This window comes from Polaromonas aquatica, assembly GCF_042659145.1.
In the GTDB taxonomy this organism is placed as follows: domain Bacteria; phylum Pseudomonadota; class Gammaproteobacteria; order Burkholderiales; family Burkholderiaceae_C; genus Polaromonas; species Polaromonas aquatica.
In genome coordinates this window covers 556,342-573,956 of the sequence record NZ_JBHSRS010000084.1, presented here as the reverse complement: position 1 = coordinate 573,956, position 17,615 = coordinate 556,342, and the positions used below count along the sequence as shown (strand labels likewise).

Annotated in this window: 14 protein-coding genes and 3 pseudogenes; 12 read left to right on the top strand and 5 right to left on the bottom strand. The window is 61.7% G+C overall.

Annotated elements, in window-relative coordinates; translation table 11 throughout:
* Positions 1 to 8: 8 nt before the first annotated feature.
* On the bottom strand, positions 9 to 791 hold the full coding sequence (locus ACFQND_RS23960) for an enoyl-CoA hydratase/isomerase family protein (RefSeq protein WP_377415213.1): 783 nt from the start codon (positions 789 to 791) through the stop codon (positions 9 to 11).
* 134 nt (positions 792 to 925) lie between these two features.
* Between ACFQND_RS23960 and ACFQND_RS23955 the strand changes: the two are divergent.
* The 12 genes and pseudogenes from ACFQND_RS23955 (at position 926) to ACFQND_RS23900 (ending at position 14,541) form a co-directional block, all read left to right on the top strand.
* Positions 926 to 1,992: pseudogene (locus ACFQND_RS23955) on the top strand (CaiB/BaiF CoA transferase family protein).
* Between the two features lie 122 nt (positions 1,993 to 2,114).
* Entirely contained in the window at positions 2,115 to 3,353 is a 1,239-nt protein-coding gene (locus ACFQND_RS23950) for a thiolase family protein (protein WP_377414761.1), read from the top strand.
* A 26-nt stretch (positions 3,354 to 3,379) separates the two neighbouring features.
* Positions 3,380 to 4,141, top strand: coding sequence for an SDR family NAD(P)-dependent oxidoreductase (locus tag ACFQND_RS23945; protein WP_226463319.1), 762 nt, complete (start codon positions 3,380 to 3,382; stop codon positions 4,139 to 4,141).
* A gap of 106 nt (positions 4,142 to 4,247) precedes the next feature.
* Positions 4,248 to 5,045: an ABC transporter ATP-binding protein gene (locus ACFQND_RS23940; RefSeq protein ID WP_377414758.1), complete on the top strand. Its 798-nt coding sequence runs from the start codon at positions 4,248 to 4,250 to the stop codon at positions 5,043 to 5,045.
* Complete coding sequence (locus tag ACFQND_RS23935; protein ID WP_377414755.1) at positions 5,042 to 7,009, top strand: AMP-dependent synthetase/ligase; 1,968 nt, start codon at positions 5,042 to 5,044, stop codon at positions 7,007 to 7,009. The genes ACFQND_RS23940 and ACFQND_RS23935 overlap by 4 nt, the downstream gene beginning before the upstream one ends.
* Positions 7,006 to 7,890, top strand: a complete 885-nt coding sequence (locus ACFQND_RS23930) for a branched-chain amino acid ABC transporter permease (RefSeq protein WP_377414752.1) — start codon at positions 7,006 to 7,008, stop codon at positions 7,888 to 7,890. Before ACFQND_RS23935 ends, ACFQND_RS23930 begins: the two co-directional genes overlap by 4 nt.
* Positions 7,891 to 7,892: 2 nt before the next feature.
* On the top strand, positions 7,893 to 8,945 hold the full coding sequence (locus tag ACFQND_RS23925) for a branched-chain amino acid ABC transporter permease (protein WP_377414749.1): 1,053 nt from the start codon (positions 7,893 to 7,895) through the stop codon (positions 8,943 to 8,945).
* 80 nt (positions 8,946 to 9,025) lie between these two features.
* A complete protein-coding gene (locus tag ACFQND_RS23920; RefSeq protein WP_226463324.1) occupies positions 9,026 to 10,276 on the top strand; it encodes an ABC transporter substrate-binding protein in 1,251 nt (416 codons plus the stop codon).
* Between the two features lie 60 nt (positions 10,277 to 10,336).
* Positions 10,337 to 11,125, top strand: a complete 789-nt coding sequence (locus tag ACFQND_RS23915) for an ABC transporter ATP-binding protein (RefSeq protein ID WP_377414746.1) — start codon at positions 10,337 to 10,339, stop codon at positions 11,123 to 11,125.
* Positions 11,126 to 11,168: 43 nt separating this feature from the next.
* Positions 11,169 to 12,320, top strand: coding sequence for an acyl-CoA dehydrogenase family protein (locus ACFQND_RS23910; RefSeq protein WP_377414743.1), 1,152 nt, complete (start codon positions 11,169 to 11,171; stop codon positions 12,318 to 12,320).
* Between the two features lie 92 nt (positions 12,321 to 12,412).
* The gene (locus ACFQND_RS23905; protein WP_377414740.1) at positions 12,413 to 13,144 is read left to right on the top strand and encodes a TetR/AcrR family transcriptional regulator; all 732 of its coding nucleotides are present in this window, start codon (positions 12,413 to 12,415) and stop codon (positions 13,142 to 13,144) included.
* Between the two features lie 304 nt (positions 13,145 to 13,448).
* A pseudogene (locus ACFQND_RS23900) lies at positions 13,449 to 14,541 on the top strand (IS630 family transposase).
* A 2-nt stretch (positions 14,542 to 14,543) separates the two neighbouring features.
* Here the strand turns inward: ACFQND_RS23900 and ACFQND_RS23895 are convergent.
* The 4 genes and pseudogenes from ACFQND_RS23895 to ACFQND_RS23880 form a co-directional block, all read right to left on the bottom strand.
* Positions 14,544 to 14,660: pseudogene (locus ACFQND_RS23895) on the bottom strand (acyl-CoA dehydrogenase C-terminal domain-containing protein); the annotation flags it as partial.
* Positions 14,661 to 14,810: 150 nt separating this feature from the next.
* A complete protein-coding gene (locus ACFQND_RS23890) occupies positions 14,811 to 15,593 on the bottom strand; it encodes an SDR family oxidoreductase (RefSeq protein ID WP_226463329.1) in 783 nt (260 codons plus the stop codon).
* Between the two features lie 30 nt (positions 15,594 to 15,623).
* Positions 15,624 to 16,424 carry an enoyl-CoA hydratase/isomerase family protein gene (locus tag ACFQND_RS23885; RefSeq protein ID WP_377414737.1) on the bottom strand — a complete coding sequence of 267 codons (801 nt, stop codon included), beginning with the start codon at positions 16,422 to 16,424 and terminating at the stop codon, positions 15,624 to 15,626.
* Positions 16,421 to 17,602 (bottom strand): thiolase family protein, encoded by a 1,182-nt coding sequence (locus ACFQND_RS23880; RefSeq protein ID WP_377414734.1) that lies wholly within the window; start codon positions 17,600 to 17,602, stop codon positions 16,421 to 16,423. The genes ACFQND_RS23885 and ACFQND_RS23880 overlap by 4 nt, the downstream gene beginning before the upstream one ends.
* Positions 17,603 to 17,615: the final 13 nt, after the last annotated feature.

Genomic DNA, 17,615 nt, shown 5'->3' with positions numbered 1-17,615 from the left:
CCCTTCGCTTACTGGCCAGTGAAGCGGGGCGAGCGCTTCTCCTGGAACGCCAGCAAGCCTTCGCGCTGGTCGGCGCTATGCGAGTGCACCTCGGAGGCGAGAAGCTCTAGCCGCAACGCGGTCTCGATGGGTTGCTGCAGGCCGTCATCGACCAGTGTCTTCATGCGCCGCAGGCCCAGCGGGCTCTTGATGGCGATTTTGTCCACCAAGGCCTGGGTGGCCGCCTCCAGTTCAGCGGCGTCCACCACCTGGTTGACCAGGCCGGCCGCCACCAGTTCTTCGGCGGTGAAAAAGTCACCGGTGAAAAGCAGGTACTTGGCGCGTGCGGGCCCGATGGCTCGAGGCAGGCGAACCGAACTCCCTCCGCCCGGCAGCAAGCCGTAGTTGGCATGGGCATCGCCGATCTTGACGCCGCGAGCAGCAAGCACCAGGTCGCAGCAGAGCACCAACTCCAGACCTCCGGCGAGGGCCAACCCGTTGAGAGCGGCGATCACCGGCTTGGGAAAGCTATCCAACCGATTCATCGTCGCCAAGACAAGGTCGAGAAAGCGGCGCGGGCCGTCTGCGTCCGATTGCGCTTGGACGAACTTGAGATCGGCCCCCGCACAGAAAGCCCGGCCCGTGCCGGTGAGAACGACCGCCCGCACCTCCGGGTTCTTCTCGGCTTCGTGCAGGGCGTGATCGATGCCGCCGAGCAGTTCCGGCGTGAGGGCGTTCATCGCCTCCGGCCGATTCAGGCGGATCCACTGGGCCCCTTGGCGAACTTCTACGACAACAGCGGGGGGTGGCATTGCTTCTCTTTTCATGGGTTGGCTTTTCACTAGCGGACTCTGCGATTCAACCGTGGTTTAGTAAATCAGGATTCAATATACTGCAAAGTATATGCATTTACTATACAGTAAAACGCGGTCAACTGGAAGAGCACATGAAACAACAGACGTCATCGCTTGGATCTCCTCTGAAGGGGGTCAGCGTCGTGGAATTCGAGGGCATTGGACCGGGGCCATTGGCCGGCTTGCTGCTCATGCAGCTGGGGGCGGAGGTCACCGTGGTGGCACGCCCAGGACCGGGCCAGTTGCCCAAGGACATGACGTCGCGCGAGGATGGTTTGCTGTCTCGCGGCAAGCGCCGAATGGTCCTGAACCTGAAACAGGAAGACGACCGCGCCCGGGCGCTTGAAATCGTTGCGGCCAGTGACGGATTGATCGAAGGCAACCGTCCGGGCGTCATGGAGCGCCTGGGCCTCGGACCGGATGTCTGTGGGCAACTGAACCCGCGTCTCGTGTACAGGCGCATGACCGGTTGGGGTCAGGACGGGCCGCTGGCGCAGGTCGCCGGTCACGATATGAACTATGTGGCGCTTACCGGCCTGATGTCGCTGACGGAGCGTCCTGGCCACCCGCCCATGCTGCCTCCCACTGTGTTGGGCGATGCGGCGGGTGCGCTGGGTTTCGCGCTGGGTATGGTGTCGGGGTTGCTCCGGCCAGGGACAGTGGGCAGGGCTGCGTGGTGGATGGCGCCATCGTGGACGTGCTCGCGATGTTGTCCCCGCTGGTGCAAATCATCAGCGCCTCCGGCGGTTTTGATCTGGGTGTGCCCAGTGTATTCCACGACTCGCCCTTCTACGACCGGTACATATGCGCAGACGGTCGTTACATCACCGTGGGGGCCATCGAGCCCCAGTTCTACGCTCTGCTCCTGCAGCGCCTGGGTCTGACCGATGTCGTGTTGTCCGATCAGATGAACCGGTCTACATGGCCGGCGCTGAAAGCGCGAATGACAGCTCTTTTTGCATCGCGCCGCAGTGCCCATTGGACGCAAATTCTGGAAGGTACGGATGCCTGCTATGCGCCGGTTTTGAACCTGACCGAGGCAGCCGCACACCCCCACAACGTGGCGCGTGGTTTGTACCGCGTGATGCCGAGTGGCGAAATCGAGACGGCGAGGGGCTTGCGCTTCCTTGCACTGACCGATCAAGCCGCCGACGCCTGATCTGACGTCGGGTTTTCCCTAATGTTTCGGAACATATTTTACTCTATAGTAAAACAACTTTATTGGCAGTAACTTGGCGTCGATGTGATGCCTTCTCATAAGCCCGTTTAGAGGAGAAATGCATGGAAGAAATCTATGTCATCGGCGTAGGAATGACCCCGTTTGGTCGGCATCTGGACAAGGACATCAAGCAGCTGACGCGCGAAGCGACCGAGGCGGCGCTGGTGGATGCCGGGATCCGGCAAGAGGACCTGCAAGCGGCCTTTTTCGGCAACACATCCCAAGGTCACATGGAGGGCCAGCACATGATCCGCGGGCAGATTGCATTGCGCGCCATGGGGGTCGGTCGCATTCCCGTGGTCAACATCGAAAACGCCTGCGCCAGCGGATCGTCAGCGTTCGTGTTGGCGTGCAACCATGTTCGTGCGGGCGCGGGCGATGTGGCCTTGGCTATAGGCGCGGAGAAGATGTTCACCTCGGACAAGCCGAAGATGTTCTCGGTCTTCGACAGCGCCTGGGATCTGTCGCGGGCCGCCGACATCCGCGAAGAGCTGATGAGGCTCGGGCGCGATGTGGCGGTTCCGGAAGGCTCGACCTCTCCCCGGCCCTACAGCGTGTTCATGGATGTGTACGCGGCCTTTGCGCGCTCCCACATGCGCACTTTCGGAACTACGCAACGGCAGCTGGCGGCCGTCTCGGCCAAGAACCACGCGCATTCGGTCCACAACCCACTGGCGCAATACCAAGTGTCGTACAGCATTGACGACGTGCTGATTGCGCCACCGATCACCTACCCGCTGACCTTGCCGATGTGCTCGCCTGTGTCGGACGGCGCCGCCGCGGTCATCGTGTGCAACCGGTCTGCGCTCAAGCGGTTGAACATCGGCGCGAGCCGGGCGATCCGGGTGCTGGCCGCTGTGGTTCAAAGTGGCTCCGAGCGCAGTGAGGACGACGTTGCAAGCCATTGCACGGCGCTGGCCGCGCGGCGGGCGTATGAGTTGGCCGGCGTTGGGCCGGACGACATCTCCGTGGCCGAAGTCCACGACGCCACGGCCATGGGGGAAATCATCCAGTCTGAAAACCTGGGCTTCTGCGAGTTCGGCCAGGGGGGTGTGATCGCCGAGCGGGGCGAAACCCGCATCGGTGGGCGCATTCCCATCAACCCGTCGGGAGGCCTGGAGTCGAAGGGGCATCCGGTTGGTGCGACAGGCTTGGCGCAAGTGCACGAGCTGGTGAGCCAGCTTCGCGGGGAAGCCGGCGCGCGGCAAGTCGAAGGCGCCCGCATCGCATTGGCCGAAAACGGCGGCGGCCTTGAGGGCATCGAGGAAGCTGTTGCCTGCATCTCCATCCTGGCGCGCTGAGCGCCTCACCGAAAGAAGAGACAAGCATGGACATCAAGAACACGGTTGCGCTGGTGACTGGCGCGGGCTCGGGGCTAGGCCTTGCAACCTGCAAGGCCCTGCTCGATGCGGGCGCCAAGGTGGTGGCGGTCGACCTGGATGAAGACCGCCTGATGCGCGAGATGGCCCCGTTGGGCGACAGCGTGCGTGCGCTGAAAACGGATGTGGCCGACGACGCCAGTGTGAAGGCCGCCGTGGAGTTCGCAGTCCACACGTTTGGGGCGTTGCATGTGGCGGTGAACTGCGCGGGCATCCTCGGACCCTGCAAGACCTTGTCCAAGGGCGAGCTGTTTCCGCTGGACCTCTGGAACCGCGTGATCGGTGTCAACTTGACTGGCACCTTCAACGTCATCCGGCACGCCGCCCTGGCCATGTCGCAGAACGACGCGAACGCGGATGGCGAACGTGGCGTGATCATCAATACATCGTCGGGCGCGGCCTGGCAGGGGCAGATAGGCCAGGCCGCCTACAGCGCCAGCAAGGCGGCAGTGATGGGCCTGACCCTTCCGGTGGCCCGGGACTTAGCCCCGCATGGAGTGCGCGTGGTCGCGCTCGCGCCGGGCCTGTTCGAGACCGGCATGTCGGCCAGCATGCCGACCAAGGTGGCACAGAACATCGTCGAGAAAGTCATCTTGTTCCCGAATCGGATGGGGCAGGCGCCGGAGTTCTCGGCGCTGGTCCGGCATGTGGTGGAGAACGCCTATCTGAACGCCACCACGCTGAGCATCGATGGCGGGGCACGGCTCTGACGGTATCGGACATGGAAGCCCAAACAGAACACCACCACGAGACCCCACAACGGTCCGAACAAGGAGACTCGATGGACATGATCCCACCCGTCAAGGGGTACGCGTCATGACGGCAATCACCAGTGTCAACCCGGACGGTGTAGTGCTCTCAGCCCGCAACCTGTTGCTGCAGTTCGGTGGAATTGTCGCGCTCAACGATGTGTCCATCGAGGTGCGCAAGGACGAGCTGCTGGCCATCATAGGTCCGAATGGCGCGGGGAAGTCCTCGCTCATGAATTGCCTGAGTGGATTTTACCGTCCCAAGAAAGGCGACATCACGCTAGGGGGGCTGAGCGTTCGCAACATGGCGGTCCACGAAGTCGCGAGCCAAGGTCTGGCCAGGACCTTTCAGGGCACGCACATTTTCTCCGGCATGACGGTGGTCGAGAACCTGATGGTGGGCCGCCACATGCACATGCGCTCGAACCTGGCACAGTCGTTCCTCTACTTCGGTGCCGCCAGGCGCGAAGAGGTTGTCCATCGGGAAGTGGTGGAGGAAATTATCGAGTTCCTGGAGATCGAGGCCATCCGCCATACACCGGTGGGAAGCCTCGGCTACGGACTTCGCAAACGCGTGGACTTGGGCCGGGCGCTGGCCCAGGACCCCCTGATCCTGTTGATGGACGAGCCCATGGCCGGCATGAACGCGGAAGAAAAGGAAGACCTCGCGCGTTTCATTCTGGACGTGCGCGAAGCCAAACGGATTCCGGTCGTGCTGGTGGAGCACGACATGGGCGTGGTAATGGATCTGGCAGACCGCATTGCGGTGCTGGACTTCGGTCGCAAGATCGCTGAGGGAACCCCCAAGGAGATCCAAGCCAATCCGGCCGTCATGAAGGCATATCTCGGGGAGGGTGGGCAATGATGCTCAAGATCGAAACGCTGCCGCAACTGTTGCAACGCCACGCGGACTCCACACCCGAGCGGTTGTCTCAGCGTCACAAGCAGCGCGGCATCTGGCGTGAATATACCTTTGCGGAGGTGGAGCGCAATGTGCTGGAGCTGGCACTGGGCCTGCACCACATGGGCGTGCAGCGCGGTGCGACGGTGGCGATCATTGGCGAGAACGAGCCGCAGCACTATTGGGCGGAGTTCGCGGCGCACGCGCTGGGCTGCAAAGTGGTCTCCTTGTATCCGGATCTGACGGCGGACGAAGTGCAGTATTTGCTGGAGGACAGCGAGACCGTCTGCCTCTTCGCCCAAGACCAGGAACAGGTGGATAAGGCCCTGGACGTCAAGGGCAAGCTGGCGCTGCTTCGCCATGTCGTGTACTGGGATGACACGGGCATGTGGTCCTACAACGACCCGATCCTCAACACCTTCAAGTCGGTGCAGCAGCAAGGGCTTGAACGGGATGCGCAGGACCCTCGGCTGTACCGTTCGTTGGTGGCGAAGGGCTCGCCCGATGATGTGGCGGTGCTGTCCTACACCTCGGGGACCACGGGCAAACCCAAGGGAGTGGTGCTCACGCACCGCTTCCTGATCGACAACGCGCAGCGCCTGATCCATGCCACCGATGCAAAACCGGGCATGGAGTATCTGAGCTACATCGCGCCTGCCTGGGCCACCGAGCAAATCAACGGGATCTCGGCGGGCCTGGGGTTGCCCATGGTGGTCAACTTCCCGGAAAGCCCCGAGCAGGTGCTGGCCAACATCCGCGAGCTCGCCGTCGAGGCCATGACCTTCGCCCCGCGTCAATGGGAAAGCATGGCCTCCTCGGTGCAGGCCCACATGTTGGACGCTGGGCCCCTGCGGCGTGCCGTCTACGAATGGGGTATGAAGGTGGGGCACGCCTTCAACGTCGGCCGCCTGGATGGCAAGCCGATCGACTGGCTGGATCGCCTGCAGTTTCCCTTGGCCGATGCTCTGGTTCTGCGGCCATTGCGTGACCAGTTGGGTCTGACCCGGCTGCGCATTGCCAGTTGCGGTGGTGCCACCATGGCGCCCGATGTGTTTCGCATGTTCCATGCCATGGGCGTGCCCTTGCGGAACATCTATGGCTCCACCGAAACCGGCTTGCTCACGTGCCACCAGAGTGATCGCTTCGACCTGGAGACCGTGGGACACTGGATGCGGGCGCACCCGGAGGCCGGTGCTCCCCTCGAATGGCGGGTGAGTCCGGACGGCGAACTCCAGATCCGGGGTGGAAGCCCTTTTCTGGGCTACTACCGACGGGAAGGCTCGATCGAGTCGAAGGTCAAGGACGGCTGGTTCTACACAGGTGACGCAGTGACCAAGACCGCCCGTGGTGAGCTGGTTTTCCTCGAACGGCTGTCGGACTTGAAGCGACTTCGCAGTGGCGACACCTTTCCACCCCAGTTCGTCGAGACGCGTTTGCGGTTCAGCCCTTTCATCAAGGACATCATGACCGTGGGCGATGAGGGGCGCGACTTCGTGGCCGCACTCATCAACATCGATATGGCCGTCCTGTCGCGCTGGGCCGAGGACAAGCGAATCGGTTTCTCGACCTTCACCGATCTTTCGCAGCGTCCCGAAATCGCGGTCTTGATCAGCCAGGAAATTGCGCGGGTCAACCAGTTTCTGCCACCCCATGCACGAGTGCAGCGGTTCGCCAACTTTCCCAAGGAACTGGATCCCGACGAGGGCGAGCTGACGCGTTCGCGCAAGCTGCGGCGCGAGTTCCTGGAGGAGCGTTACGGCGTCTTGATCCAGGGCTTGTACGACGGTTCCCGGGAAGTACAAATCGACATACCTGTGACCTACCAGGACGGGCGTCGAAGCAACTTCAACGCGCAGGTATTCATTCACGATGCCGACGGATTCAGTTTGAACACGTCGACCCAACCCCATCGAAGGAGACACGCATGAGCGATTTTCTGAACTACCTAGTCAACGGTGCGTTGTCCGGTCTTCTCTATGCCCTCATCGCGATGGGCTTCGTGGTGATCTACCGCGCATCCAAGGTGTTCAACTTTGCACAGGGCGAGCTCGTGGTCTTCGGTGGCTACATGGTGTGGTGGACCGTCATTCAGATGGGTATGCCGGTGTGGATCGGTTTGCCGGTGGCCTTCGCCAGCGCGGCGATCTTCGGCTTGATGATCGAGCGCATATTTTTCGCGCGCCTCGTGGGCGAGTCGGTGTTCTCGATGGTGATGGTGACGATCGGCCTGTTGATCTTGATTCGAGGAATCGTGCTGGTGCTATTTGGTCCTCAGGTCCGCGCGTTCCCGATCATCTTTCCGCTGGAACCCGTCATCCTCGGGGATATGGTGATCTCCCGCTCGCTCCTGTATGGCGGCAGCCTGACCATCGTCATTGGCCTTGGCCTTTCTTGGTTCTTCAACCGGACCCGCGTGGGCTTGACGATGACGGCAGTGGCCGAAGACCACCAGGTGGCGATGTCCATGGGAATTTCGGTGCAGCGCTCCATCGCATTCGCTTGGATGCTGGGAGCCGTGCTCTCGACGCTGGGAGCCATGGTGCACCTGAGCGGTCGGTCGATCAACATGATGAGTTCCGACATCGGTCTGGCGGCGCTGCCAGTGGCCTTGCTCGCCGGCTTGGAATCGCTTGCCGGACTGCTGCTGGCCGGCCTGCTGGTCGGTGTCATCCAGGGGCTGGCGTCTGCCTACCTCGATCCGTTGGTGGGCGGGGCACTGGGCTCTGTCTTTCCTTTCATCATCATGCTTTTGATGTTGTTGATCCGTCCCACCGGCATGTTCGGTTGGAAAACCATTGAAAGGGTATGAGCATGGATCCCGCAGGTGTTTTTGCAACGTCCTTTGCCCAAGACCAGGCGCTGGTCCGCACGCGAAGCCAGGCCGTGACGCTGGGCTTGTTCGTTCTGTTCATGTTCGCTCTGCCGTGGATCGCCGACGCCCGCTCGGTGGCGGTGATGACCTCGATGCTGATCACCGCCGTGGTGGTGACCGGGTTGCAGATCAACACCGGTCTTGCCGGTCAGATCAACCTGGGCCAAGCGGCGTTCATGGGCGCGGGCGCGTACGCCACGGCGCTGCTCGCGACGAAGGGCAGTATGCCGCTCTGGATCGCGCTGCCGATCGGTGGTGTGTGCGCCGCTGCGTTCGGTCTGGTGTTTGGACTGGCTGCGGTCCGGATCAAGGGTTTCTATCTGGCGCTCACGACGATTGCGGCACAAATCCTGTTCCATTTCATGGTGCTGAACCTACCCGCTGCCTGGATGGGTGGCTCCAACGGCATCACGGTCGAACCGGCGCGGCTGTTCGGCTGGGTGCTCGACACCGATGCAGGCGTCTACTACCTGTGTCTGGTGGTCGCCTGCATCATGATCGCGGGTGCCTATGGCGTGGCGCGCAGCCGCCATGGCCGGATCTTTGCGGCCGTTCGGGATGACGACGTCGCCTCCGGAATGATGGGTATCAACGTGGTGCGGACCAAGGCATTGGCTTTCCTTCTGGGCGCCTTCTACGCGGGCATCGGCGGCGGTTTGTGGGCGTACTACGTGCGCTTCGTCTCGATCGATCAGTTCACCCTGATCCACTCCATCTGGTTCATCGCCATGGTCATCGTGGGCGGCATGGGATCGGTGACCGGCGCGCTGATTGGCGTATTCGTCATCCGGTTCGCTCAGGAATTCTTCACCAGCGTGGGTCCTTCCCTGGTTGAGAACTTCTCGTTCCTGAGTGGCGACTTGGTCTTCGCCGCGCTGAACATTTTTCTGGGCGGCATCATCGCTGGCTTTCTGATCTTTGAGCCGCGTGGATTGATGCACCGGTGGAACATTCTCAAACGTTCCTACCGGATGTGGCCTTACCCCTACTGATGCCGAAATTCGCGGCCGTCTGTTTCGCTGGAGGACGGTTGATTCGTGTTGGACAGCGTGATCAAAACCAGGAGACTTGTGTGAATACAAACAAAGAATGTCTGTCGGCCTTCGCCCGTTTGGCGCGATGCAGTGCTTTGGCCGCCGGTGTGTTCGGTCTGGCGGGCGCTGCCCAGGCACAGACCACCTACAATATCGCTGGCCTCGCGGACTTTACCGGTCCGTTTGCCGACGTCATGAAAGACATGACGGGTTGCCGCAAAGGCGTTCTCGACTGGTGGAGCGATGAGGTGGGCAAGGCGCAAGGCGTGGCACTTCGCGTCAAGGAATACGACACGCGCTACGACGTGGCGCAGGTGGCCAGTTTGTGGCCCGGCATCAAGTCGGAACTGGACCCCGTGGCCATTCTGGGTATCGGCGGCTCGGATGCTGCGGCCCTGCAGCAGCGATTACCCAATGATAAGGTGCCTCAGGTCCTTGCGACCGCCGGTTATGGCTTCGCGTGGAAGAGCGACAGCTGGGTGTTCAACGCCCGGGCCACCTATCCGCACGAGGCGGCGGCTTTCTACACCTGGTTGCAGAAGAAATCGGGCTCCAACGCACCCATCAAGGTAGGTGTGATCTCTTCCGAAGTTTCCCCGGCTTATGTGGATATCCACAAGGGCATCGAGAAGTTCGCGAAAGACAACCCCAAGATCCTGGAGGTCGTGGAGACGGTCTACACCGAAGCCCAACCAACCGACCTGACCCAGCAAGTGAACCGGTTGATTCGCAAGGGCGCGAACGTGCTTCAAGTCTTCAACAACACGGCCTCCGTCGTGGCGACTCGTCGAGCCCTGCAAAGCCTTGGAAAGACCAACATCCCGATCGTCATGTCGGCCCACAACGGGTTGATTTCGTCGGGCAAGGCCTTGGGCGGTCTAGAGCAGATGGAAGGCAACTACGAGGTCTACGGGATGGCCATGCCCACGGAAGATCCGACCACGGCGCGGGCATTCTTCGAGAAGCTGCGCACCAAGTACAAGGCACAGGTCAGCTACACCTCAGCCTGCATCATGGGCATGAGCCAAGGCCTTATCGTGGCCAGAGCCTTCGAGCAGGCGGTCAAGATCAAGGGTATCAAAGACGTCAAGGGGGAAGACGTCCGGGCGGCGCTGCTGTCGACGCCGATGTCGAGCGAACGCAGCTTCGGTGTGCTGCCCAACATCCAATATAGCAAGGACGCGCCGTTCCCCACCGAAGGCATGGCCGTCAACATCGGTACTGTTGAAAAGGGCCATTACAAGCTCCTTGAGCAAAGCGTCCCCGTGCCTCTGCTGAGCAAGTGGTAACTGCAACCCGGCGTGGATTCGGTTCGTTCGGGATCCACGCCAATCCAACCGGAGACACTTGTGCTTGAACTGAACAACGTTGAGGTGTTGTACAGCGATGTCATTCTCGCTGTAAAAGGCATTTCAGCCAAAGTGCCTGCTGGGCAGTGCGTGACCTTGCTGGGCGCGAACGGTGCTGGAAAGAGCACCACGCTGAAGGCCATTTCGAACCTGATCAAGACCGAAGATGGTCGCGTGACGGCAGGCGCCATCACCTTTGATGGTGTCGACATCGCGGGGGGAAATCCGGCCGCCCAGGTCCAGAGGGGGCTGGTACACGTCATGGAAGGTCGCAAAGTTCTGCGCCACATGACAGTGGAACAAAACCTGGTGGTCGGCGGGCACATGGGCAATGGGCGCGATGCCAAGGAACTGCTTGACGAGGTGTATGGCCGTATCAAGCGGCTCGCCGCATTGCGCAACCGTACCGCGGGCTATCTGTCCGGGGGTGAGCAGCAGTTGCTGGTGATCGGGCGTGCCCTTATGGCCAGACCGAAGCTGGTCATGATCGATGAACCCTCGCTCGGCTTGGCGCCCCTTATGGTGGAAGAGGTCTATGGGTTGCTGTCTGAACTTAAGGCCAGTGGCCTGACACTGCTGATCGTCGAGCAGAACACGCGCGTCGCGCTGGAGCTGGCCGACTACGGATACGTGATGGAAAGCGGCCGGGTCGTGCTCGAAGGCCCATCTGTCAGCCTCAAGAGCAACGAGGACGTGCGCGAGTTCTATCTGGGTCTGACGGTGGACGGTGAGCGCAAGAGCTTCAGGGACATGAAACATTACCGCCGCCGAAAGCGGTGGCTAGGCTGATGGGCACGTGCCCCGCAGGATCGACAACATTCAAGGATGAGCGATGACGAACGTTTCCAATGCATTTTTGAGCGAACAGGAAGTGATGATCCGGGAGTCGGCCCGGCGCGTGGCCAGCGAAGTTGTGGCCCGCACTGCGGCGGAACGTGACCGCAGCAGCGCCTGGCCCTACGATGAAATCCGCGCAGTGGCCGAGGTTGGCTTCATGGGGATGCTGGCGCCACAGGCCTATGGCGGCGCCGGGTTGTCGTTCGTGGAGTACTGTCTGGCGATTGAGGAGTTCGCCGCAGCGGACGGTGGTTTTGCCACCCTGATGCATGTGCACAACTCGTCCGCGCACGTGCTCCGATCGTTTGGCACCGAGGAGCAGATGCAGTTGTACCTGCCCGAGTTGGCCAACGCCCAACGCATTGGGGCCTTCCTGTTGTCGGAGCCGCATGCCGGGTCCGACACTGCGGCCATCCGCACCACGGCCAAACGCGATGGCGACAGCTATGTGCTCAATGGCAGCAAACAATGGATATCCAACGGCAGCGAGGCCGGCTTTGCCCTGGTGGTAGCCGCCACGGGAGCGCCGGGCGCTCGCGACCGCTTCAGCTTGTTCATCGCGGACCCGAAGGACCCGGGTTATCAATGCCTTCGAGTCGAAAACAAGCTGGGCCAGCACACGGCGCACACCGCCCAGATTCAGCTGGACAATCTGCGTGTGCCGGCGAAGAACATGATCGGCGAGGAAGGGCGCGGCTATGGCAAAGCGCTCTCGTTGCTGTCCGACGGCCGCATTGCGATCGCGGCGCTGTCCATCGGCATTGCCCGCGCAGCCTTGGAGGCTGCGATCCGGTATGCGAAGGAGCGCGAGGCTTACGGAAAACCGATCGCCGAGTTGCAGGCCGTCAGCTTCGACCTGGCGGACATGGCCATGCAGGTCGACGTGGCTCGCCAGTTCATGCTGTACGCGGCGCGCTTGACGGATGCGAAGCTCCCGTCTATCAAGGAAGCCGCGATGGCCAAGCTATTTGCCAGTGAAATGGCGGAGAAGGTCTGTTCGGCTGCGCTGCAGGTGCATGGTGGCTATGGCTACGTGAACGATTTCCCTGTCGAGCGATACTACCGCGATGTGAGAGTGACGAAGATCTACGAGGGCACCAGCCACATTCAACGGTTGATCATTGCACGTCAGATACTGACGAGTTGACATGCGTGCGGGCTTGGTGCTTGCGATTTGTCTGTCCGATATCATTGAAACCATGCCTTTTTCGGGGCGAATGCATAGAGGACACAGTAAGAATGAGCACGAAAGTCGACGCCAAACCGAAGCCGAAGCCGAAGCCGAAACCCCGTGGCCCGGCCGTCAAACGCCCGGCCAAGAGTGTGAAGTGGAACAACGCGGTCGGCGGCGCTGATGAGCAATACCAGCTGAAGAAGCAGGCGGTCATTGCGGAGGCGTCACGCACGTTCGGCCGCCATGGATACAAGAATGTGTCCTTGGACGAGATTGCCGCTGCGCTCAACGTCACGAAGCCCGCGCTCTATTACTACTTCAAGAACAAGCAGGAACTGATCTACGAGTGCCACGAGCTGTCGATGGGGCTTGGGGACCAAGTCCTCAAAGACGCTATTGCCTCGGAATCAACGGGGTACGGACGCATCACGACCTTCATCAAGAACTACATCTCGCTGCTGACTGACGAAATGGGAGCGCCTGCGATCCTTCACGATTTTTCGGCGATGACGCCGGCGGACCAGACGAAGATCACCGCGAGGCGCCGCAAGTTCGATCTGGAACTGCGCAAAGTGTTTGAGGATGGCATTCGGGACGGGTCCATCGCACAATGCGATGCCAAGCTGGCCGTGTTCTGGTTCATGGGGGCTGTCGGCGGGATTTCCCAGTGGTTCCACGCAGAAGGCCGTCTGCGCGGCGATGAGGTCGCCGACATCTTCATTGGATTGCTGGCCCACGGCATTCGTCCGGTTGCCGTCGGAAAGACGGATACGAGGGCGAAGTCGGCCGACAAGTAGGGGGCCTCTTGACAAAATCCGAATCTCTTGGTGGATATGAGAATTTTCATGTAAAAATTTTCTTTCAAGATTCATGCCGCTAAGACATCCTGATCACTCATGCTCGGCCCGTCGTTCAAAGCTGGTCGTCCGACAATGCCAATGTGCTGGACGCGGCGGTGACCACGATGTTGCGCAAAGGTGAAGCCTCTACCAGAATGTGCGTCGCATAGCGTCGAGCTATGATGCGCTAGTGTTCTGTCCCGTAAATAACTGGCATTAGTTTTGCATGTCATTGCGGTATCTTTGGAACGGAGATACCGCGATGAGAACAGGCAGACCGAAAGTCGATTTGGTGTTGTCGGACGAGGAGCGCTCGCAACTGCAGTCCTTTGCGCGTAGCCGCTCGCTGCCCGCATCCTTGAGCAATCGAGCGCGCATTGTTCTGAGCAGTGCCGATGGCGAGCCCAACAACTTGATCGCAGAGCGCTTGGATTTGACCAAGGCTACGGTGGGCAAGTGGCGATCACGACTCATCGATCGACGCATCCCTGGTCTGTGCGACGATGTGCGCCCAGGCAAGCCGCGCTCGATTGACGATGAACGTGTGGCGCAAATGATCAAGACCACGTTGCACACCAAGCCGGCCAATGGTTCCACGCACTGGAGCGTGCGCACGGTGGGCCGCCCAGACGGGCATCTCCAAGAGCAGTGTGGCGCGCTACTTCCAACTCTTTGGCCTGCAGCCGCACCGCACCGAGGGCTTCAAGCTCTCCAACGACCCGTTCTTCATCGAGAAGCTGCGCGACGTCGTCGGCCTGTACCTGAGCCCGCCGGACAACGCGCTGGTCATCTGTGTCGATGAGAAGAGCCAGTGCCAGGCGCTGGAGCGCACGCAGCCGATGCTGCCTATGGGGTTTGGTTACGTTGAGGGTGTCACCCATGACTACAAGCGGCATGGAACGACCACGTTGTTCGCAGCGCTAAACGTGTTCAACGGTGCCGTGCTGGCTAGTTGCAAGCCACGGCATCGACATCGGGAGTTCTTGTCGTTCCTTCGCGAGATCGACAAGTCTGTGCCACACGAACTGGACGTTCACTGCATCGTCGACAACTACGCCACCCACAGCCATCCGAAGATCAAGGTCTGGCTGGCAGCGCGCCCGCGCTGGCACATGCACTTCATACCGACCTACAGCTCATGGCTCAACCAGGTCGAGCGATTCTTCGCGCTCATCACCGACAAGGCGATCCGCCGCGGCTCGTTCACCAGCGTCAAGCAACTCGTGCAGCGCATCGATCACTTCGTCGCCGCGCACAACGCAAATTGCCAGCCTTTCAAGTGGACTGCTACTGCCGATTCGATCCTAGAGAAGTTGCACCGACTTTGCTCACGTATCAGCGGGACAGGACACTAGGCTCAGATGAGGCTCGCGTTGCCCGAACCCACCGATAGTTGCGCCGTGGAGGCTTCGGCCATACGTGCCAGCAACCAGCCTCCGATCACAATGCCAGTTAGCTTCAGGAAATGCACCGCACCTGCCTCGCAGTCCTGAGATTACGCTTTGCCGTGAGCGAGCAACCAGTCGGCGCTTTCCTCCAAGGTCCGATTTACTTTCATCAAGGCGTTATCACTTTGCGCGAGTTGTGGGTCACGCGTATCAACCTTGAAGAAGCTGCATGCGCATCAGCGCGGAGCCATACGAATGGCACCATCCACTCGGATGGACTCAGCGTTCATATAACCGCAAGTGGCGAGAAACTCGACGGCCTGCGCAAATTCGTCGGGTTCACCCAGGCGCTTCGGAAACGGCACAGACGCCGCCAGCGCCTGTCTGACGTTGTCGGGCAGGCCTTGCAGCAACGGCGTGCCAAAGAGCCCGGGCAAGATGGTGTTGACCCGGATCCCTTCGTCCATCAGGTCGCGTGCGACAGGCAAGGTCATGCCCACAATGGCCGCCTTGCTCGCCGAGTAGCTGGCCTGGCCGATCTGGCCGTCCTGCGCGGCTGCCGAAGCGGTGCTGACGATGACGCCGCGGTCGCCGTCGGACAGCGCGTCGAGTGCCATCATGCCCGCCGCCGACTTGGCAATGCAACGAAAAGTGCCCACCAGGTTGATCTGGATGATGCGGTTGAAGCGATCCGCAGATGCCGCGCGAATCTCGCCAGTCTTCTTGTCGCGGCTGGCAGTCTTGGCGGCGTCGGCAGTGCCTGCGCAGTTGACCAGAATGCGTTCCTGCCCGATGGCTGCGCGGGCTTTGGCGAAGGCTGCGTCCACCTGCTCCTCTGACGTCACGTCCACCTTGCAGTACACGCCGCCGAGTTCGCTTGCCAACGCCTGACCGATGGTTTCGTTCATGTCGAAGATGGCGACTTTGACGCCATGGCTGGCCAAACGCCTGGCCGCAGCAGCCCCCAGACCGGAGGCGCCCCCAGTGATGACGGCAGAAATGTTGGAATTCAGGTGCATGGCTTTTCCTCGATGGATCACAGATAGGCGCTATTGGCCGGTGAAGCTGGGCGCGCGCTTGCCCAAAAATGCCGCTTGCCCTTCCAGGTTGTCGGCTGAACGCAAGGCGATGAAGAAATTGCGCTTTTCATGCTCCAGACCCTGCGCAAGCGGGGTTTCAAAACTGGACAGGGCCGCATCTTTCGCCAGCGCCACGGCTAGCGGCGAATTGGCCGCAATCCGACTGGCCATCGCCAATGCCGTTGGCAGGGCCTGGCCGTCAGCCGTCACTTCGGCGACGATGCCTGCCGCGCAGGCTTTGCGGGCGTCGATGAAATCGCCGGTCAGAAGCAGGGACATGGCCTTGGATTTGCCGATGGAACGGATCAGGCGCTGGGTGCCCCCGGCACCCGGAATGGCGCCTAGCTTGACCTCCGGCACGCCGAACTTGGCTGACTCGCCAGCGATCACGATGTCGCAGGCCAGCGCCAGCTCCGTGCCGCCGCCCAGCGCGAGCTTTTCCACCGCCGCGATGACTGGCTTGGGGAAGCTCCCGAGTTCGGACCAGAAGCTGCCGCCCACCGCCGCGCGTTCGCCCAGCAGCGGCTCGGCGCGCAGAGCGTCGAAGGTCGTGATGTCGGCGCCGGCGCAGAACACGCCCTCGGCACCGGTGATGATGACCGCTCGCACGGCATCGTCGTCGCGCAGTTGCGCAAGCTGCGCGCGTAGGCCGTCGAATACCGCACGGTTTAAGCTGTTCTTCGCGTGCGGGCGGTTGATGGTCAAGGTGACGATGGCACTTTCACGGACGACAAGCACTTCGCTGGCTTCGGTCATGGTGGTCAAGCTCATGCAAGCCGCTCGATGATGGTGGTATTTGCCGTGCCCGAGGCCTCGCAGATGGTTTGCAGACCATAGCGGCCTCCCCGGCGCTCCAGCTCGCACAACAGGTCGGTGAGCATGCGCGCGCCGGTGGAGCCCAGCGGATGGCCGATCGCCACCGAGCCGCCATTGACGTTGAGGCGGTCGTCAGGGATGCCAAATTCCTGCTGGAACATCAGCGGCACGCCGCCGAAGGCCTCGTTGACTTCAAACAGGTCGATGTCGGCCAGGCTCAGGCTCGACTCTTTCAGTGCCTTGCGGGTGGCGTCGAGCACCGCAGTGAACTGGATCACCGGATCGGCGGCGGCCACGGCGGTGCTGACGAAGCGCGCGCGCGGCTTCAGGCCATGCTGCTTGGCATAGGCGCGGCTGGCGATCAGCAGCGCGGCGGCGCCATCGCTGATCTGCGACGAGTTGGCGGCCGTGGTGGCGCCGTCGGCAGCAAAAATCGGCTTGAGCGTGGCCATCTTCTCGGGGTTGGGGTCGGCGCGTATGCCCTCGTCGGCGGTGACGAGCGGGCTGTCCGGGTCGGCCGGGTCCTCGGTCAGCCGCACCAGTTGATCCTTGACGCGACCGGCCTGCGAGGCCTCGGTGGCACGCCGATGGCTGCGCACGGCGAAGGCATCCAGTGCTTCGCGTGTGAGGCCGAAGCGCTTGTTCATCAACTCCGATGAAGCTCCTTGCGGCAGCAGCGGGTTGTCCTGGTAGCGCGCCAGCTCGCGCGGGCTGTACTGCGAGCCCAGCGGCGCGCCGGGCTTGAACGACGGCGGCATGGGGGCCTGCGACATCGACTCCACCCCGGCGCCGATGACCAGTTGGTAGGCGCCCGCCCGGATGCCGTGCACGGCAAAGCCCACCGCCTGCTGGCCGGAGCCGCATTGCCGATCGACCGTCACCGCAGGGACGGATTCGGGCAGCCCCGCCGCCAGCACGGCATGCCGGCCCAGGTTGCCGTGCTGCTGATCCCATTGCAGCACGCAGCCGACGATCACGTCGTCCAAGTCCGTCGGATCGATGCCGGAGCGCTCGACCAGTTGGCGCAGTGTTTCGGCCAGCAGATCGACGGGGTGCCATTTCTGCAGGCGCCCGCCGCGCTTGCCCACGGGGGTGCGCAGCGCACCGACGATGACGGGTTCTTGGTCATTCATGTTGTTCTCCTGT

What these genes read in the sequence shown, in the direction of transcription:
- ACFQND_RS23960 (WP_377415213.1), bottom strand. Translation starts at nt 791, where the DNA reads ATGCCACCCCCCGCTGTTGTCGTAGAAGTTCGCCAAGGGGCCCAGTGG.
- ACFQND_RS23950 (WP_377414761.1), top strand. Translation starts at nt 2,115, where the DNA reads ATGGAAGAAATCTATGTCATCGGCGTAGGAATGACCCCGTTTGGTCGG.
- ACFQND_RS23945 (WP_226463319.1), top strand. Translation starts at nt 3,380, where the DNA reads ATGGACATCAAGAACACGGTTGCGCTGGTGACTGGCGCGGGCTCGGGG.
- ACFQND_RS23940 (WP_377414758.1), top strand. Translation starts at nt 4,248, where the DNA reads ATGACGGCAATCACCAGTGTCAACCCGGACGGTGTAGTGCTCTCAGCC.
- ACFQND_RS23935 (WP_377414755.1), top strand. Translation starts at nt 5,042, where the DNA reads ATGATGCTCAAGATCGAAACGCTGCCGCAACTGTTGCAACGCCACGCG.
- ACFQND_RS23930 (WP_377414752.1), top strand. Translation starts at nt 7,006, where the DNA reads ATGAGCGATTTTCTGAACTACCTAGTCAACGGTGCGTTGTCCGGTCTT.
- ACFQND_RS23925 (WP_377414749.1), top strand. Translation starts at nt 7,893, where the DNA reads ATGGATCCCGCAGGTGTTTTTGCAACGTCCTTTGCCCAAGACCAGGCG.
- ACFQND_RS23910 (WP_377414743.1), top strand. Translation starts at nt 11,169, where the DNA reads ATGACGAACGTTTCCAATGCATTTTTGAGCGAACAGGAAGTGATGATC.
- ACFQND_RS23905 (WP_377414740.1), top strand. Translation starts at nt 12,413, where the DNA reads ATGAGCACGAAAGTCGACGCCAAACCGAAGCCGAAGCCGAAGCCGAAA.
- ACFQND_RS23890 (WP_226463329.1), bottom strand. Translation starts at nt 15,593, where the DNA reads ATGCACCTGAATTCCAACATTTCTGCCGTCATCACTGGGGGCGCCTCC.
- ACFQND_RS23885 (WP_377414737.1), bottom strand. Translation starts at nt 16,424, where the DNA reads ATGAGCTTGACCACCATGACCGAAGCCAGCGAAGTGCTTGTCGTCCGT.
- ACFQND_RS23880 (WP_377414734.1), bottom strand. Translation starts at nt 17,602, where the DNA reads ATGAATGACCAAGAACCCGTCATCGTCGGTGCGCTGCGCACCCCCGTG.